General features: G+C 69.3%; 13 protein-coding genes. 6 read left to right on the forward strand and 7 right to left on the reverse strand.

From position 1 onward, the window contains the following. The first annotated feature begins 76 nt into the window (after positions 1-76). The gene (locus DMH01_RS33690) at positions 77-961 is read left to right on the forward strand and encodes an NAD(P)H-binding protein (protein WP_125681994.1); all 885 of its coding nucleotides are present in this window, start codon (positions 77-79) and stop codon (positions 959-961) included. On the opposite strand, the gene DMH01_RS33695 is transcribed toward DMH01_RS33690, so the two are convergent. The 4 genes from DMH01_RS33695 to DMH01_RS33710 all read right to left on the reverse strand — a co-directional run bounded on the left by DMH01_RS33695 (position 933) and on the right by DMH01_RS33710 (position 6,051). Then, entirely contained in the window at positions 933-2,168 is a 1,236-nt protein-coding gene (locus tag DMH01_RS33695; RefSeq protein WP_125681996.1) for a glycosyltransferase, read from the reverse strand. The two genes, DMH01_RS33690 and DMH01_RS33695, sit on opposite strands and share 29 nt — an antisense overlap. Before the next feature lie 146 nt (positions 2,169-2,314). Beyond that, positions 2,315-2,980, reverse strand: coding sequence for a response regulator transcription factor (locus DMH01_RS33700; protein WP_125681998.1), 666 nt, complete (start codon positions 2,978-2,980; stop codon positions 2,315-2,317). 153 nt (positions 2,981-3,133) lie between these two features. After that, positions 3,134-3,781 carry a TetR/AcrR family transcriptional regulator gene (locus DMH01_RS33705; RefSeq protein WP_125682000.1) on the reverse strand — a complete coding sequence of 216 codons (648 nt, stop codon included), beginning with the start codon at positions 3,779-3,781 and terminating at the stop codon, positions 3,134-3,136. Next, positions 3,778-6,051 (reverse strand): NB-ARC domain-containing protein, encoded by a 2,274-nt coding sequence (locus DMH01_RS33710; protein ID WP_125682002.1) that lies wholly within the window; start codon positions 6,049-6,051, stop codon positions 3,778-3,780. Before DMH01_RS33710 ends, DMH01_RS33705 begins: the two co-directional genes overlap by 4 nt. Before the next feature lie 93 nt (positions 6,052-6,144). On the opposite strand from DMH01_RS33710, the gene DMH01_RS33715 reads away from it, so the two are divergent. After that, positions 6,145-6,780, forward strand: a complete 636-nt coding sequence (locus DMH01_RS33715; RefSeq protein WP_125682004.1) for a LuxR C-terminal-related transcriptional regulator — start codon at positions 6,145-6,147, stop codon at positions 6,778-6,780. A 6-nt stretch (positions 6,781-6,786) separates the two neighbouring features. Here DMH01_RS33715 and DMH01_RS33720 read toward each other — a convergent pair whose 3' ends face one another. Then, the gene (locus DMH01_RS33720) at positions 6,787-7,356 is read right to left on the reverse strand and encodes a LuxR C-terminal-related transcriptional regulator (protein WP_125682477.1); all 570 of its coding nucleotides are present in this window, start codon (positions 7,354-7,356) and stop codon (positions 6,787-6,789) included. Positions 7,357-7,758: 402 nt separating this feature from the next. Between DMH01_RS33720 and DMH01_RS33725 the strand changes: the two genes are divergently transcribed. Genes DMH01_RS33725 through DMH01_RS33740 form a run of 4 tightly spaced genes read left to right on the forward strand, consistent with a single transcriptional unit; the run spans position 7,759 to position 10,915 of the window. Then, a complete protein-coding gene (locus DMH01_RS33725; protein WP_199745730.1) occupies positions 7,759-8,271 on the forward strand; it encodes a toxin-antitoxin system HicB family antitoxin in 513 nt (170 codons plus the stop codon). Positions 8,272-8,322: 51 nt separating this feature from the next. Next, positions 8,323-9,168, forward strand: a complete 846-nt coding sequence (locus DMH01_RS33730; protein WP_125682006.1) for a DUF4097 family beta strand repeat-containing protein — start codon at positions 8,323-8,325, stop codon at positions 9,166-9,168. 11 nt (positions 9,169-9,179) lie between these two features. Next, positions 9,180-10,130 carry an ATP-binding cassette domain-containing protein gene (locus DMH01_RS33735; protein WP_125682009.1) on the forward strand — a complete coding sequence of 317 codons (951 nt, stop codon included), beginning with the start codon at positions 9,180-9,182 and terminating at the stop codon, positions 10,128-10,130. Further along, positions 10,127-10,915 carry an ABC transporter permease gene (locus tag DMH01_RS33740; protein WP_125682011.1) on the forward strand — a complete coding sequence of 263 codons (789 nt, stop codon included), beginning with the start codon at positions 10,127-10,129 and terminating at the stop codon, positions 10,913-10,915. The genes DMH01_RS33735 and DMH01_RS33740 overlap by 4 nt, the downstream gene beginning before the upstream one ends. Positions 10,916-11,521: 606 nt before the next feature. Here the strand turns inward: DMH01_RS33740 and DMH01_RS33745 are convergent. Both DMH01_RS33745 and DMH01_RS33750 read right to left on the reverse strand, forming a co-directional pair. Next, positions 11,522-12,958: an alpha/beta hydrolase gene (locus tag DMH01_RS33745; protein ID WP_125682013.1), complete on the reverse strand. Its 1,437-nt coding sequence runs from the start codon at positions 12,956-12,958 to the stop codon at positions 11,522-11,524. Further along, positions 12,955-13,674: an ABC transporter permease gene (locus DMH01_RS33750; RefSeq protein ID WP_125682015.1), complete on the reverse strand. Its 720-nt coding sequence runs from the start codon at positions 13,672-13,674 to the stop codon at positions 12,955-12,957. Before DMH01_RS33750 ends, DMH01_RS33745 begins: the two co-directional genes overlap by 4 nt. Positions 13,675-13,690 lie beyond the last annotated feature (16 nt).

Here is a 13,690-nt window from a genome sequence, read left to right on the forward strand (position 1 = left end):
AGGCGGTCCTTCAGCGCGGCGGCCGTCCGGGCTTGACTGGGTGACGTCGAAAACCCCTATCACCTCGGAGTTCTTCATGATCGTCGTCACCGGACCGACCGGACAGATCGGCAGCCGGGTGCTCGCCACCCTCCTCGCCAGTGGAGAACCGATTCGCGTGATCGCCCGCGATCCCGCCCGGGTGCCCGATCACGTTCGCGAGCGCGTCGAGATCGTCAAGGGTTCGCACGGCGACGCCGGCGTCGTCGACGAGGCCTTCACCGGCGCCGACACCGTTTTCTGGCTGCTCGCCGCGGATCGCCGTGCCGAGAGCCTCGAAGCCGCCTACCTGGACTTCACCCGCCCGGCTTGCGAGGCCATCGAAAAGCAGGGTGTGTCCAGGGTGGTCGGCATCTCGGCCCTCGGCCGGGGGCTCGCGGAAAACGCCGGGTACCTTTCGGCGTCGCACGCCATGGACGACCTGATCGCGGGCACGGGCGTGGCCTATCGGGCGCTGACGATGCCCACGTTCATGGACAACCTCCTGTGGCAGGCCGGGCCGATCGGCAAGGACGGCGTCTTCTTCGGACCGTTGCCGGCCGACCTCGAGGCCCCGATGTGCGCCACCCGTGACATCGCCGCCGTTGCCGCGAAGTGGCTGCTCGACCGGTCGTGGCACGGTGTGGCCGACGTCCCGGTGCTCGGCCCGGAAGACCTGTCCCAGAACGCTTTGGCGGAGATCATGTCCGACGTCCTCGGGCGGACGGTGCGCTACCGGCAGGTGTCCATCGAGGACTTCCGCGCGACGCAACTCGGCCAAGGCTGGTCCGAGCCGATGGCCCAGGGCATGGTCGACATGATGCTCGCCAAGGAGGCGGGTATCGACAACGCCGAACCGCGGACCCCGGAGGCGACCACGCCGACGACCTTCCGTCAGTGGTGCGAAGAAGTGCTCAAGCCTGCGGTCGGCCCGGTGCGCTGACGGTGTCCAAGAGCAGCTTCGCGGCCACCGTCGCCCCGTCGGTCCGGATCGTGTCCGCCACGGACTTTGCCCGCGCGCCGGTGTCGGGGGACAGGGCGGCGGTGAGCGCGGCCGTCAGGGACTCGACGGTCGGAGCCGGATCCTGGTGTGCCACACCGATTCCCAGTTCCGCCACCCGCTCGGCCCAGTACGGCTGATCCGCGATCCGGGGAACGACCACCTGGGGCGCGCCCGCCCGGGACGCCGTCGTCGTGGTGCCCGCACCGCCGTGGTGCACGACGGCGGCCACCCGGCGGAAGAGCGCTTGCTGATTGACCTCCCCGGCGACGAAACAGTCGTCGGCGTCGTCGATCGAGGCCAAGCCCGCCCAGCCGCGGGCGAGCAGGATCCGCCGTCCCAGCGCACGGGCTGACTCGATGGCCACCCGGGCGATGTCCTTCGGCGCGTATGCGGCCATGCTGCCGAAACCCACGTATACCGGCGGTTCACCCGATTCGAGGAACTTCTCCAGTTCGGCCGGGAGCGGACGGTCGTCGGGCCGGAGCCACGCTCCCGTCTGGACGATGTCGAGATCCGTCATTCCCTCCGACGGGCACAGAACCTCGTCCGCCGCCAGCCAGGGGGTGCTGGTGAAGACGTGGTCGCGGACGTTCTCCACCGGCGGCAACCCGATCGCCGCCCGGTGCTCGTTGAGCGCACCGCGGTACAAGGCATCGACCCGTTCCGCGTCCTGGCGCCACAGCACCCGGTTGTCCGTCTCGTCTTCCGGGGACGGCGTACCCGGACGGACCCCCGGGGCGAAGCGCCGCGACGGCAGCCCGAAGATGTGGAAACACGCGTATACGTAAGGAATCCCGAGTTTCTCGGCCACATCTCGCGCGCCGGCGGGCAACAGGCCGGTCGCCAGGATCGCGTCGCATCCTTCCTCCGCCGCCGCGGAAAGCGTTTCGAACCGGGCGGCGACCAGTGACGGCGCCAGCTTCAGCGCGTCTTCCCCCGTCGGCGGTTTCGGCCCGGCGACCACCGAGTGCACCGTCGGGCCGAGTGGTACCAGCGGCACCCCGGCCCGCTCCAGCGACTTCACGAATTCCTCGTCCGGAGGCGCGCACACCACCACTTCCGCACCGAGCTTCCGCATTTCCATCGCGAGCCCCACCAAGGGTTCGACATCTCCGCGCGACCCCCACGTCGTCAGCAAAACACGCACTTCGCGACTCCCATTCCCGCAGATCATGGCCTTCGGCGGGCAATTCTGGGGGATGACCCGGCCCTTGCCGCAAGCCCCCATGTCCGCTATAAGTTGAAGGGGGCGGGGAAAGGGATTCTCTTCCGTCCTTTCCGGATGGATTTCCGTCAGATCGAGCCGGTGCGCAACGCGAAGGCGACGGCGTGCGTGCGGTTGTGCAGGCCGTACCGGGACATCACCCGGTGGAGGACGTTCTTCACGGTGCTCTCCGAATAGGCGAGTTTGACCGCGATCTCTTCCGTGCCATGGCCGTCGGCCAGCAGGCGGAGGACTTCCCGTTCCCGGTCGGACAGGCCGGACAACGCGAGGCCGTTGGGCACCAGCAGGTCTTCCTGGATCCGTTCGAGCTGGGAGAGCAGGCTGCCCTGTAAACGCGGCGGCAGCGCGCCCGCGCCCTGGCTGACCGCGAGGATCGTCCGCACCAGGTGCTCGCCGTCGAGGTCGCGCCGCGGCAGCAACGCGGCCATCCCGCATTCGATCGCCGTCATCAGGACCTGCACCGGGAAATGGTCGGTGACGATCACGCATCTCGGTGGCGTCGCGAGTGTCGACGCGGCGCGAACCTGGCGCAGGAAAGCGAAAACCCCGTCGCCGATCGAATCCCCGACCGTCACGACGACTTCGGCGGGGCCGAGGTCGGTGTCGGGCAGCACGTCCAGCCGATCGTCGGCGCCGAGGATGCTCGTCGTGCCGAGCCCGGCTAGCAGGTCCGGGGCGTACACGGCGACTTTGACGCGATCGGGCCTCCTGCTGATCTTCTCCCCGTGAACCATGGCGAAGTCCCCATCCGAAGCGCCAGCGTTAATAGCTATTGCGGTACTTAGAAGCTATAACATTACAACGTTGTACGTCAACCGCGGCCGGCGGCGACGTCACAGGGCAAGACGCCCGGCGGGCGGAAAAGGTTCACTGCGAAGGCGATCGGGTCACCGGGACGTGAGATCGTCCAGTTCGTCCGCTATCAACAGGTCGGGGTCGAACTTCATGCCGGTGAAGTGTCCGGCGAGTTCCAGTGAGAGCACGCCGTGCAGCCGGGTCCAGAAAGAGAGCGCGCGGTGCAGCGTCGAGGACGGGGCCGGATCGTCGCCCGCCCAGTCGCGATGGCCGTCCAGATGCTTGTCGAACGGGGTTTCCGGCTTGTCCACGGTGATCGCGCGGCACGCTTCGAGCAGCACGGCCATGACCTCGTTCGAGATGGCGGTGGTGTCCTCGGGAGCGTGGTAGCCGGGGACGGGCGTGCCGTAGATGAGGAAGTAGCGCTGCGGGTCGCTCCGGGCCCAGTCCCGGATGGTGAGGGCGAGCCCGGCCAGATCGGCGCCGTCGTCGAACGCCGCGCGGACGGTGTCGGCGAGGCTCCGGTACGCGTCGCGGATGAGCGCGGTGATGAGATCGTCGCGGCTGGCGAAATACCGGTACAGGGCGGGACCGCTCATCCCGACCTGTTTGGCGATCGCGTTCAGCGACAACGCGGGCACCCCGGCGGCGGCGATCTGCTCCCACGCGTGCTGCTTGATCTCCGCGCGCACCTGATCGCGATAGCGCTCCCGCGGGCTCTGCCCGTCCGCGTCCGTCATCGGCCCTCCCGCTCTGTCGGCCCGAAGCTTAGTCGGCGCTCCGCGGGCAGGAGCGCCAGTTCTGCCGTAGCCTGCTCGCGCAGCGCGCCGAACGACGGCCCGGCGCAGAGTTCCACGGCAAGGGTGAGGCACTCCCTGGCTTCCTCGAAGGCACCGGCCTCCCGCCAGGCGCGCCCCTCACGGAAAGCGCAAGTCGCCTCCAGGGCGTCGAAACCGCCTTCCCATGCGAGCCATCGGCCGGTGCGGTAGTGGCCCGCGGCCTCCCGCCATTCGGCGAGATCACCGAGCACGTCGCCGATGGCGCGCAGGGTCAGGGCATTCAGCAGCCGATGGAAACCGGGGTACGTTTCGCCGGCCAGCCGCTCGGCGTCGGAGAGCACGGCCCGGTGCACGGCGAGCGCTTCGGAATGCCGTCCGGCGTTGAGCAGCGCGCGCCCGTAGACGTTCCGCGCCGTGGTTTGCCCGTCCCAGAACGGAAGTTCGCCTGCCAGCTCGTACCCGCGTTTCGCGAACTCGAACGCTTCATCGGTCTTTCCGGTCAACCGCAGCACCTGACCGAGGTAGATGGACGCCCAGGTCTGCTCGACGCGGTCGCCGATCCCGTCGGCGATGTCCAGCGCGCGGCGGTGCGCCGCCACAGCGCCTTCGTCGTCGCCGAGACAGACACTGGCCGCCCAGCCGACGAAGTTGAGCAGCTTCGCCTCGGCCCCGGCGTCGCCGAGCGCGTTCGCCGCGGCCGCGCCCAGCGAGAAGATCTCCCACCACGGCCGCTGGGCGCTCCGGCCGTCGGAGTACCAGTGCAGCGCGACGGCGAGATCCCGGACCTCCCGGTGCATGCCCTTCCGTGCCGCCACCCGGTGCGCGGCGACCCAGTTCCCGCCTTCGACGTCCAGCCAGCGGGCGCTCTCTTCCCGTGAACCGAACCGGCCGGTCTCCGTGGCCTTGGGATAGAACAGCCTGGCCGCCTCCGCCGCCTTGCCGAGCAGATGGAGGAGCACGGTGTCCCGCGCGGCGGGGTCTTCCTCCGCCTCGAACCGTTCCTCGGCGAACAGGCGGATCAGGTCGTGGAACTGGTGCCGTTCCGGTTCCGCCGTGGTCTGCAAAAGGCTGGCGTCGACGAGTTCGTCGAGCTGGTCACGGACGTCGGCGGGCGGTGCGCCGGAGACGACGGCCGCGAGTTCGAGACCGAAGTCGGCGCCGGGCACGGTCGCCAGCAGCCGGAACAGCCGCCGGGCCCCGGGCGAGACCGCGCGGTAGGACAGGTCGAAAGCCGGGCGCAGCCGCAGATCGCCCGCCGCGAGCGCGCGCAGCCGGGTGCTTTCGTCGCGCAGCCGGTCGGCGAGCTGGGCCAGGGACCACTGCGGCCGGGTGGCGAGCCGGTTGCCCGCGATCCGGAGCGCGAGCGGCAGATACCCGCACAGCTCGGCGAGTTCGCGCGCCGCGGCGGGTTCCGCGTCGACCCGGTCGGCGCCGATGATCTTGGCGAGCAGGCCGGTCGCGCCGTCGTCCGAAAGCGCTTCGAGGGCGAGCCACCTGGCGCCTTCGAGCCCGGCGAGCGTCCGGCGGCAGGTGATGAGGGTGAGGGACCCGGGCCCGGTGACCAGCAGCGGCCGGATCTGCGCTTCGTCGGCCGCGTTGTCGAGCAGCAGCAGGACCTTCCGGCCTTCGAGCAGCATCCGCAGCAACGACGACCGTTCGGCTTCGGAGGCGGGGACCTGCCCCGGCGCGACGTCCAGCGCGCGCAACAGCCGGTCGAGCGCGGTCCCGGCGCTCAGCGGCCGTTCGTCCATCCCGCGCAGGTCCACCGCGTAGCCCCCGTCCGGGAACTCCGCGCGCCACAGATCCGCGGCGGTCACCGCGAGCGCCGTCTTCCCGACCCCGGCCTGCCCGACGATCGCGACCACGCCATCACCTTCGGCGACCTTCGCGGACAGCTGCTCCAGCTCGCCTTCGCGGCCCGACAGGTCCGCGGTGGGCGCGGGCAGCGCGCAGGTCGCCGCGACCTGGGCGGCCAGCGCCGGATTCCGGCGACGTCCCTGTTTGGCGACGGTCAGGAAGAACTCCCGGTCGCCTCCGGCCAGGCCGAGCGCGTCGGCCAGCACCTCGGCGGAGCGTCGCTGGGCGGCTCGCGCGCGGCCGTGCTCCAGCTCGCGGAGGGCGCGGACACTGATACCGGACGCCTCGGCAAGGCGCCCCTGTGTCCACCCCGCGGCGCGACGGTGTTCGAGCAGGAGCTCGCCGAACACCGACCGCTTCTCGTTTGCCTCCACCGCGGCCCATTCAACCGGCAGGCTTCCGATGACGAAAAGCTGCCCCCTGCTTCCGCTTGTCCGGCGTTCTCGAGGGCCGGTTACCTGGAAGGCATGTCGACGATCATGACGACGCCCGTCCGCCCGGTCGTCCGGGCCGAGGAGATCCGGGTCGCCGTGCACGCCACCGATCCGCTCGTGCGGGCGGGGCTGCACAGCGCGCTCGGCGACGGGCCCCGCATCAGCCTGCGCGACGACCCGGCGCAGGCGGACGTCCTCGTCGCCGTCGCGGGGGACGACCCGCGGCGCATCCCGGCCGGGTCCGCCCGGCTGGTCCTGGTGGCCGATGAGCCCAACCAGGCCGAGATGTGGGCCGCGGTGGAACGCGGGCTCGCCGTCGTCGTCGCGCGCTCCGAGGCGACGCCGGGGCGGCTGCTGCGCGCGGTCGCCGACGCGCACGCCGGCCGGGGCGATCTGCCCGCCGAGCAGCTCGGCAGCCTGCTCCGCGGGATTTCGCGGCTGCACAAGGAAGTTCTCCAGCCCCGAGAGCTCACGCTCAGCGGTCTGTCGCCCCGCGAAACCGAAGTGCTCCGGCTGCTCGCGGAGGGATTCGACACCGGCGAGATCGCCCGGCGGGTGGCCTATTCCGACCGGACCGTGAAGAACATCCTGCACGGCCTGCTCAGCCGGTTCAATCTGCGCAACCGCACCCATGTCGTGGCGTACGCGCTCCGCGAGGGGCTCATCTGAGCGGCCTCAGATGACCCCTTCCCGGATCGCGTAGGCCACCGCGTGCGACCGGTTCCGCAGCCGCAGCCGGTCGGTGACGGCGTAGATGACGTTCTTCACCGTTCGCTCCGAATAGGCGAGTTCGGTGGCGATCTCCTGCGTGTCGAACCCGTCGGCCATCAGGCGAAGGACATCGATCTCCCGCGAAGACAGCGCCGCCCCGGCGGGCCCGTTCGGCGCGAGCATCTCCCGGCGCAGCCGCTCGGCGTGTTCGGCCAGCCTGCCGGGCAGATCCCGCGGTGGGCCCACGGCGCCCGACGCGGCGGCACGGACGCTGTCGACGACGCGGGAGTCAGTCATCGCCGACCTCGGCAGGATGGCGACCACCCGGCACGCCACCGCCACCGCGAGGCCGCCGTCCTCGACCCGGTCGGTCACCAGCACGATCGGCCTGCCGAATTCGGCGGTGACCGCACGCAACGCGGTGAACGCGTCGGCGGAAAGCCGGTCGAACGCGGCGACGACGACCTCGGTTTCGTCGCGTGCCCGGTCCTCGACCACCCGCACGGACGGGCGAGCCTCCAGGAGGTCGACCATTCCGGCCTTCGTGATGGGGTCCAGTGCGCAGACGCTCACCCGAACTGGTCGCATGTGCCCTCTTCTGTCCACTGTGGATCTTCGATTTGTCAAGAGCCGCAGGGACAAAAAGCGCTGCCCGTATGAGCGAGTGATGCTCTTGTACGGTGGGAACCGGGTAGCGGCCCGCCTCGGGTGACCCCCACACTCGATGGCGGGTCGCTTCCTTTTCCGCGCGGCTCGTGGCGATTCTGGCCCGCCGTCGACGATCCCGGCAACGCGTTCGCCCGCGTCCTGCTTTCCCCGCCAGCCGAGACTGGCCGAAGGGGCAAAAACGGCCCTGACCTGCGTTGACGCCACTTTGGCGCATTCTGGTGCCAATCTGGCCTTGCTATGGCGTCACGATGGTGCCATGATGGCATCATGGATCTGACGCCCTTTGTGGACACCGTTCGCCGGGAACTCGCCGTCGCCGCCGAGGCCGGGGGAGCCGAGGCGAGCGCGCTCGCCGAACGCCTGACCGCGCCGCTCGCGTCGGCCATTCGTCTCGCGCTGCTGGACGCGTTGTCCGCCGCGTCGGACGAGATCACCCGTGACCTCGCGCCGGGTTCGGTCGAGGTCCGGTTGCGTGCCGGGGAAGCCAGCTTCGCCGTCACGCTGCCCGCCGTCGACCAGGCCGAGCCGGCCGCCGCGCCGGAGCCTCCGGCGGCGCCGTTGCCGGAGGACGAAGGAGCCACGGCCCGGATCAACTTCCGGCTTCCGGAACACCTCAAGACACGCGTCGAGGAAGCGGCGGCCGCGCAAGGCCGCTCGGTCAACGCGTGGCTCGTGCGGGCCGCGTCCGCGGCGTTGAACCCGTCGGAGCGGGCCACTCCGCCCGCCCCGCCGAGCGGCGGGCATCGCGGCACGCAGCGCTACACCGGCTGGGTCAGCTAGACCCTTCAGACCAGCACAAACATCGATCACACCACCTTCGAGGGGACAACCATGCCTTCTTTCGCCACCCCGGAACCCATTCTCGCGGACCTCGAGCCGGTCGTCGGCAACGTCCGCATCGTCGCCGGCGACCGCGCCGACACGGTCGTCGAAGTGGCTCCGCTCGACGAGAACAACGACTCCGACGTCGACGCGGCCAAGCGGACCGTCGTCGAATTCTCCGGCGGCACCTTGACCGTCCGCGCGCCGAAGATGCGCCTGCTCGACTTCTCCAACCGGACGAGGTCGATCGACGTGACCATCGAACTGCCCGCCGGTTCCCGGGTGCAGGGGAGCACCGGGCTCGGCGACCTGACCGTGACCGGGCGGATCGGCGCCTGCCGCTACCGGTCCGGGACCGGGCACATCCACCTCGACCACACCGGGGAGCTGAAACTGCACTCCGCGTCCGGGAACATCGTCGTCGAGCACGCCGACGGCAACGTCGACATCAGCACGAGCTCCGGCCGCGTGCACGTCGGCGGGATCGAGGGCACCGCGGTGGTCAAGAACTCCAATGGGCCCACCACGATCGGGGCCGCCGCCGACGCGACCCGCATCCGTTCCGCCAACGGTGACATCACCGTCGACAAGGCCGAAAGCGGCGTCGAAGCCAAGACCGCCAACGGTTCGGTCCGGGTGCTCGACGCCGCCAGGGGCACGCTCACCCTCGAGACGTCGTTGGGGGACATCGAGGTCGGCATCCGCGAGGGCAGCGCGGCCTGGCTCGACGTGAACACCCGCTTCGGCCGCGTCATCAACGACATGACCGCCGCCACCGCGCCCGGCGACGCGGCCGACAAGGTCGAAGTCCACGCCGGTACCTCCGTCGGCGACATCGTCGTCCACCGTTCCTGAAGGGGATTCCCATGACACACCCGGCCATTTCCGCGACCGGACTGCGCAAGTCCTACGGCGACAAGGTCGTCCTGGACGGTATCGACCTGCACGTCCCGACCGGCACCGTCTTCTCGCTGCTCGGCCCCAACGGCGCGGGCAAGACCACCACGGTCAACATCCTGTCCACTTTGGTCACTCCGGACGCCGGTGCGGCGACCATCGCCGGAGCCGACCTGGCCACCGACCCGGACGGCGTCCGCGCCGCCATCGGTCTCACCGGCCAGTTCTCCGCCGTCGACAACCTCCTCACCGGTGAGGAGAACCTGTTCCTCATGGCGGATCTGCACCATCTGCCACGCCGCGCGGGGCGCAAGCGCGCCGCCGAACTCCTGGAACGGTTCGAACTGTCCGACGCGGCGAAGAAGACGCCGTCCACCTTCTCGGGTGGCATGCGCCGCAAACTCGACCTGGCGATGACGTTGATCGGCGACCCGAAGGTCATCTTCCTCGACGAACCGACCACCGGCCTCGACCCGCGCAGCCGCCGCACGATGTGGCAGATCATCCGCGACCTCGTCGACAGCGGCGTGACGATCTTCCTCACCACGCAGTACCTGGAGGAGGCCGATCAGCTCGCGGACCGGGTCGCCGTCCTCGACGGCGGCCGGATCGTCGCGCTGGGCACCCCCGACGAGCTGAAGCGACGCGTCCCCGGCGGTCACATGCAGCTGAAGTTCCCCGACGCGGTTTCCTTGCGTGACGCCACCCGCGTGCTTCGAGCGTCCACTTCGGACGACGAAGCGCTGGCGCTCCGCGTGCCGACCGACGGCACCGTCGCCGCCCTTCGCGCCGTGCTGGACCGCCTCGACGCCGAAGCGGTCGCCGTCGACAGCCTCACCGTGCACACGCCGGACCTCGACGACGTGTTCCTCAGCCTCACCGGTCACCGGACCGACGCCACCAAGGAGATGGCCCGATGAGCACCCTTTCCCTTTCGATGCGCGACTCGGCGACCATGCTGCGCCGCAACATCCGGCATATGCAACGGTATCCGTCGCTCACCCTGATGCTGATCGGCCAGCCGATCGTGTTCCTGCTGCTGTTCGTCTACGTTTTCGGCGGCACGCTCGGGAACGGGCTCGGCGGCGGAGGCGGCAGAGCCGAATACGTCGGCTACGTCACGCCGGCCATCCTGCTCGTGACCGTGTGCAGCGCCGCACTCGGCACCGCGATCTCCGTCGCGACGGACATGACCGAAGGCATCATCGCGCGGTTCCGCACGATGGCGATCAGCAAGGCGTCGGTGCTGACCGGGCACGTCGTCGGCGCGCTCATCCAGACGACGATCGCCCTCGCCGTGGTCTTCGGGGTCACGCTGCTCATCGGCTTCTCGCCGACGGCGGGAGTCGGCGAATGGTTCGCGGTCGCCGGCCTGCTGTTGCTGCTGACCATCGCGCTCACCTGGCTGTCCGTGGCGCTGGGCCTGGCGGCCAAGAGCGTGGAGACGGCCAGTAACACGCCGATGATCTTCATGCTGCTGCCGTTCCTCGGCAGCGGGTTCGTGCCCACCGACTCGATGCCCACGTGGCTGCGCTGGTTCGCCGACTACCAGCCGTTCACGCCGGTCATCGAAACCCTTCGCGGATTGCTGCTCGGCACTCCGATCGGCAGCAGTGGCTGGCTCGCGATCGGCTGGTGCGTCCTGCTCTCGGTCGTCGGGTATGTGTGGTCGAAGTCCTTGTTCGCCAAGGAACGCGACCGCTGAACCGAGACCTGAACTGGGGGTCGCCCCGGGCCGGATACTCCGGTCCGGGGCGCTTGGTCTTTTCTCTCGCATTTAGTCGACTAATTGCGGGGTTTGGCGCTGAGTGATTCGATGTTTGTGGCCGTTTCACTCTTCGGTGTTGTTTGGGAGCCTTGCTAAGGCGGCCGATGGGTTACCGGAGTTCATCCCACCCCAATACCGAGATCCGCTCCGACAACCTCGCCGCAACACTCTCCACCACCGCTGAACCCGAGGAGCCCGTCGGCCACACCGGCGACGGGCCCCTTGGCATGCCCGCAGTACTGGCTCGAACCTGCGTGACCGGACCGATCACGCACGACTGTGTGGATTTCGGGTCATCCAACGTCCCGAAATCCACACAGTCCCGTATGAGAGGGCCGATCATGGCCGTGGCGTAACCGACCACGGAGCCCTCTGCCATCCGCGCAACCCCGACAGCATCCTGCGGGCCAGGCACCTTCAGCCGCAGATGGAAGTCATCGCAGGAGCCCCGGCTTCTCACCTAGGTTCGGAGTTACGTTCGAGTGCCAAGGAGCAGCCGTCGTGGTGGCACCCGGCCGGACCTGCCGCTGGCGAACGCCTGAGTCAGCAGGCGTAATCGTCCTGCGGCCGCGCCCCGCCGACCAGGAACTCCGTAGCGAGGTCGTTCGCGCACTTGTTGTCCTTGAACAGATACGCCAGATGCCCGCCCTGGTCGACGGTGACCATCCTGGCGCGGTCACCGAAGGCTTCACGCAGTTTCCGTGCCCCCGCCAGGGGCGTGGCCGGGTCGCGGAGGTTCTGCACGATCAGGACGTTCGACGGGCCGCGGCCGGTGATCTTCACGGGCGGTTCGATCGGTTCCGACGGCCAGAACGCGCACGGAGTGATGTTCGCGGCCGCCGCGCCGAACAGCGGGTGCCGGAACCGGTCGATCGCGACGTTGCGCCGATACGTGCCGACGTCCTCCGGCCAGTCGGAGTCGTTGCAGATCACGTGCAGCTGGCTCGCGATGTAGTTGTCCGTCGGGTAGTTCGCACCAGACAAAAGCGAAGGGACGGGCTTCCCGGTGTCGAGCGCGCGCCAGGTCTCGGCCAGATGCGGCAGCTTGCTGTCGTAGTAGAGATCGGCGAAGGTGATGTGGCGGAAAACCTGGCCGTTGTAGCCCTCCGGGCTCGGTGTCCGGTCCAGCCGCGCGGCGAGTTCGAAGTACTTCGCCGTCACCTGCGCGGGCGTCCGGCCCAGGCCGTATTCGGGTTTCGAGGCGGCGAACTTCGCGAAGTCCGGGAAGCGGTCTTCGACGCCCTGGCCGAACAGGCGCGAGAAGGAGGCGTCCCAGCCGCCCAGTCCGGTCGCGCTGTCGATCAGGAACCGGTCGCTGCGCTCAGGGAACAACGACGTGTACACCGAGCCGAGGTACGTGCCGTACGAGATGCCGAAGTAGTTCACCTTCCGCTCGCCGAGCGCCTCGCGCACCCGGTCCATGTCGCGGGCGGTGTTGGCGGTGGTCATGTAAGGCAGGAGCGGGGCGGTGGCCGAGGAACCGCATTTCGCGGCGACGGCGGCGACTCGCTGGGCCTCGGTCATCACGTCGGCCGAGTTCCTGGCGTACCTCGGGATGTTGGTCGGATGCTCCGCGACGGACAGCCCGCACGTCACCGGCGTGCTGTTGTGTACGCCGCGCGGGTCCATCCCGATGACGTCGTAGCCGTCCAGCACCTCCTGCGGGATGTTCAGCTTCTTGAGGGTGGCCGGAAAGGCCAGCCCTTCGCCGCCGGGGCCGCCGGTGTTGGTGAGCAGTACGCCGCGGCGCTTCTCCGGTTTGGTGCTCGCCAGCCGGGAGATCGCGATCTCGATGGTCCTGCCGCCGGGGTCGCGGTAGTCCAGCGGGACCTGGAGTGTGCCGCACTCCAGTCCGAGGCCCGCGGCCTCTTCCGGGCACGGTCCCCACTTCGGTGAGGCCGACGCCCCCGCCGGGGTCGCCGTGGTCACCAATGCGGCGATCAGAACAGGAAGAAGTATCACTCCACTTCGGACGGTCATCGGCGCGGCTCCCAGCGGAAGAGCCGCGCCGCCAGGGCGATGGCGACGACGACCCACGCCAGTGTCGGGGCGAGCAGGAGCAGGGAATCGGTGAGGGCCACGCCACCGTTCCAGGCGTTGACGGCGAGTTCGGTGGCCGAGCCCCCGGGCAGCAGCCGCTTGAGCAAGGTCAGGTCGTCGGTACCGGAGATGCCGACCCAGCTGGCGACGGCGATCACCCCGAGACTGACCGGCAAGGTGGTGACCTGGGCGTGCTCGGGGGAGTTGGTCAGGCCCGCGGTGGCGAGGCCGAGGCCGATCATCATGGCGACGCTGGCGAGCACCGCCGCGACCAGCAGGGCGACGTCGGCGGGTGTTCCGGCGACCGCGCCCAGCACGACCATGATCACCGCCACCTGGACGAGTGAGATGACGGTGACCGGCAGTACCAGACCGACCAGGATGGACGCGTCGCCCGCCGCGGTGGAGCGCAAGCGTTTGAGGAAGAGATTCTGCCGCCGCGAGGCCAGCGTGGTCACCGCGCTGGTGTAGAGGCCGAACGCGCATACGGTGAACATCACGATCGCCGCGATGTACCCGAGACTGCCGATCTTGGTGAACACTTCGTGCTGATAGACGAAGAACGCGGAGATGGCCAGCGGCATCACGAAGCTGGTGATCAGGACCGAGCGGTTCCGGAAGATCTGGATCAGTTCGCTACGGGCTATCGAAAGCATGGCTTGAGTCCTTTGT

The organism is Amycolatopsis sp. WAC 04182, from assembly GCF_003947465.1.
Taxonomy (GTDB): Bacteria; Actinomycetota; Actinomycetes; order Mycobacteriales; family Pseudonocardiaceae; genus Amycolatopsis.

Excerpts from the sequence above, each read along its gene's own strand:
- DMH01_RS33690 (WP_125681994.1), top strand. The coding sequence starts at position 77 with ATGATCGTCGTCACCGGACCGACCGGACAGATCGGCAGCCGGGTGCTC.
- DMH01_RS33745 (WP_125682013.1), bottom strand. The coding sequence starts at position 12,958 with ATGACCGTCCGAAGTGGAGTGATACTTCTTCCTGTTCTGATCGCCGCA.
- DMH01_RS33750 (WP_125682015.1), bottom strand. The coding sequence starts at position 13,674 with ATGCTTTCGATAGCCCGTAGCGAACTGATCCAGATCTTCCGGAACCGC.
- DMH01_RS33735 (WP_125682009.1), top strand. The coding sequence starts at position 9,180 with ATGACACACCCGGCCATTTCCGCGACCGGACTGCGCAAGTCCTACGGC.
- DMH01_RS33700 (WP_125681998.1), bottom strand. The coding sequence starts at position 2,980 with ATGGTTCACGGGGAGAAGATCAGCAGGAGGCCCGATCGCGTCAAAGTC.
- DMH01_RS33720 (WP_125682477.1), bottom strand. The coding sequence starts at position 7,356 with ATGGTCGACCTCCTGGAGGCTCGCCCGTCCGTGCGGGTGGTCGAGGAC.
- DMH01_RS33725 (WP_199745730.1), top strand. The coding sequence starts at position 7,759 with ATGGATCTGACGCCCTTTGTGGACACCGTTCGCCGGGAACTCGCCGTC.
- DMH01_RS33740 (WP_125682011.1), top strand. The coding sequence starts at position 10,127 with ATGAGCACCCTTTCCCTTTCGATGCGCGACTCGGCGACCATGCTGCGC.
- DMH01_RS33715 (WP_125682004.1), top strand. The coding sequence starts at position 6,145 with ATGTCGACGATCATGACGACGCCCGTCCGCCCGGTCGTCCGGGCCGAG.
- DMH01_RS33730 (WP_125682006.1), top strand. The coding sequence starts at position 8,323 with ATGCCTTCTTTCGCCACCCCGGAACCCATTCTCGCGGACCTCGAGCCG.
- DMH01_RS33705 (WP_125682000.1), bottom strand. The coding sequence starts at position 3,781 with ATGACGGACGCGGACGGGCAGAGCCCGCGGGAGCGCTATCGCGATCAG.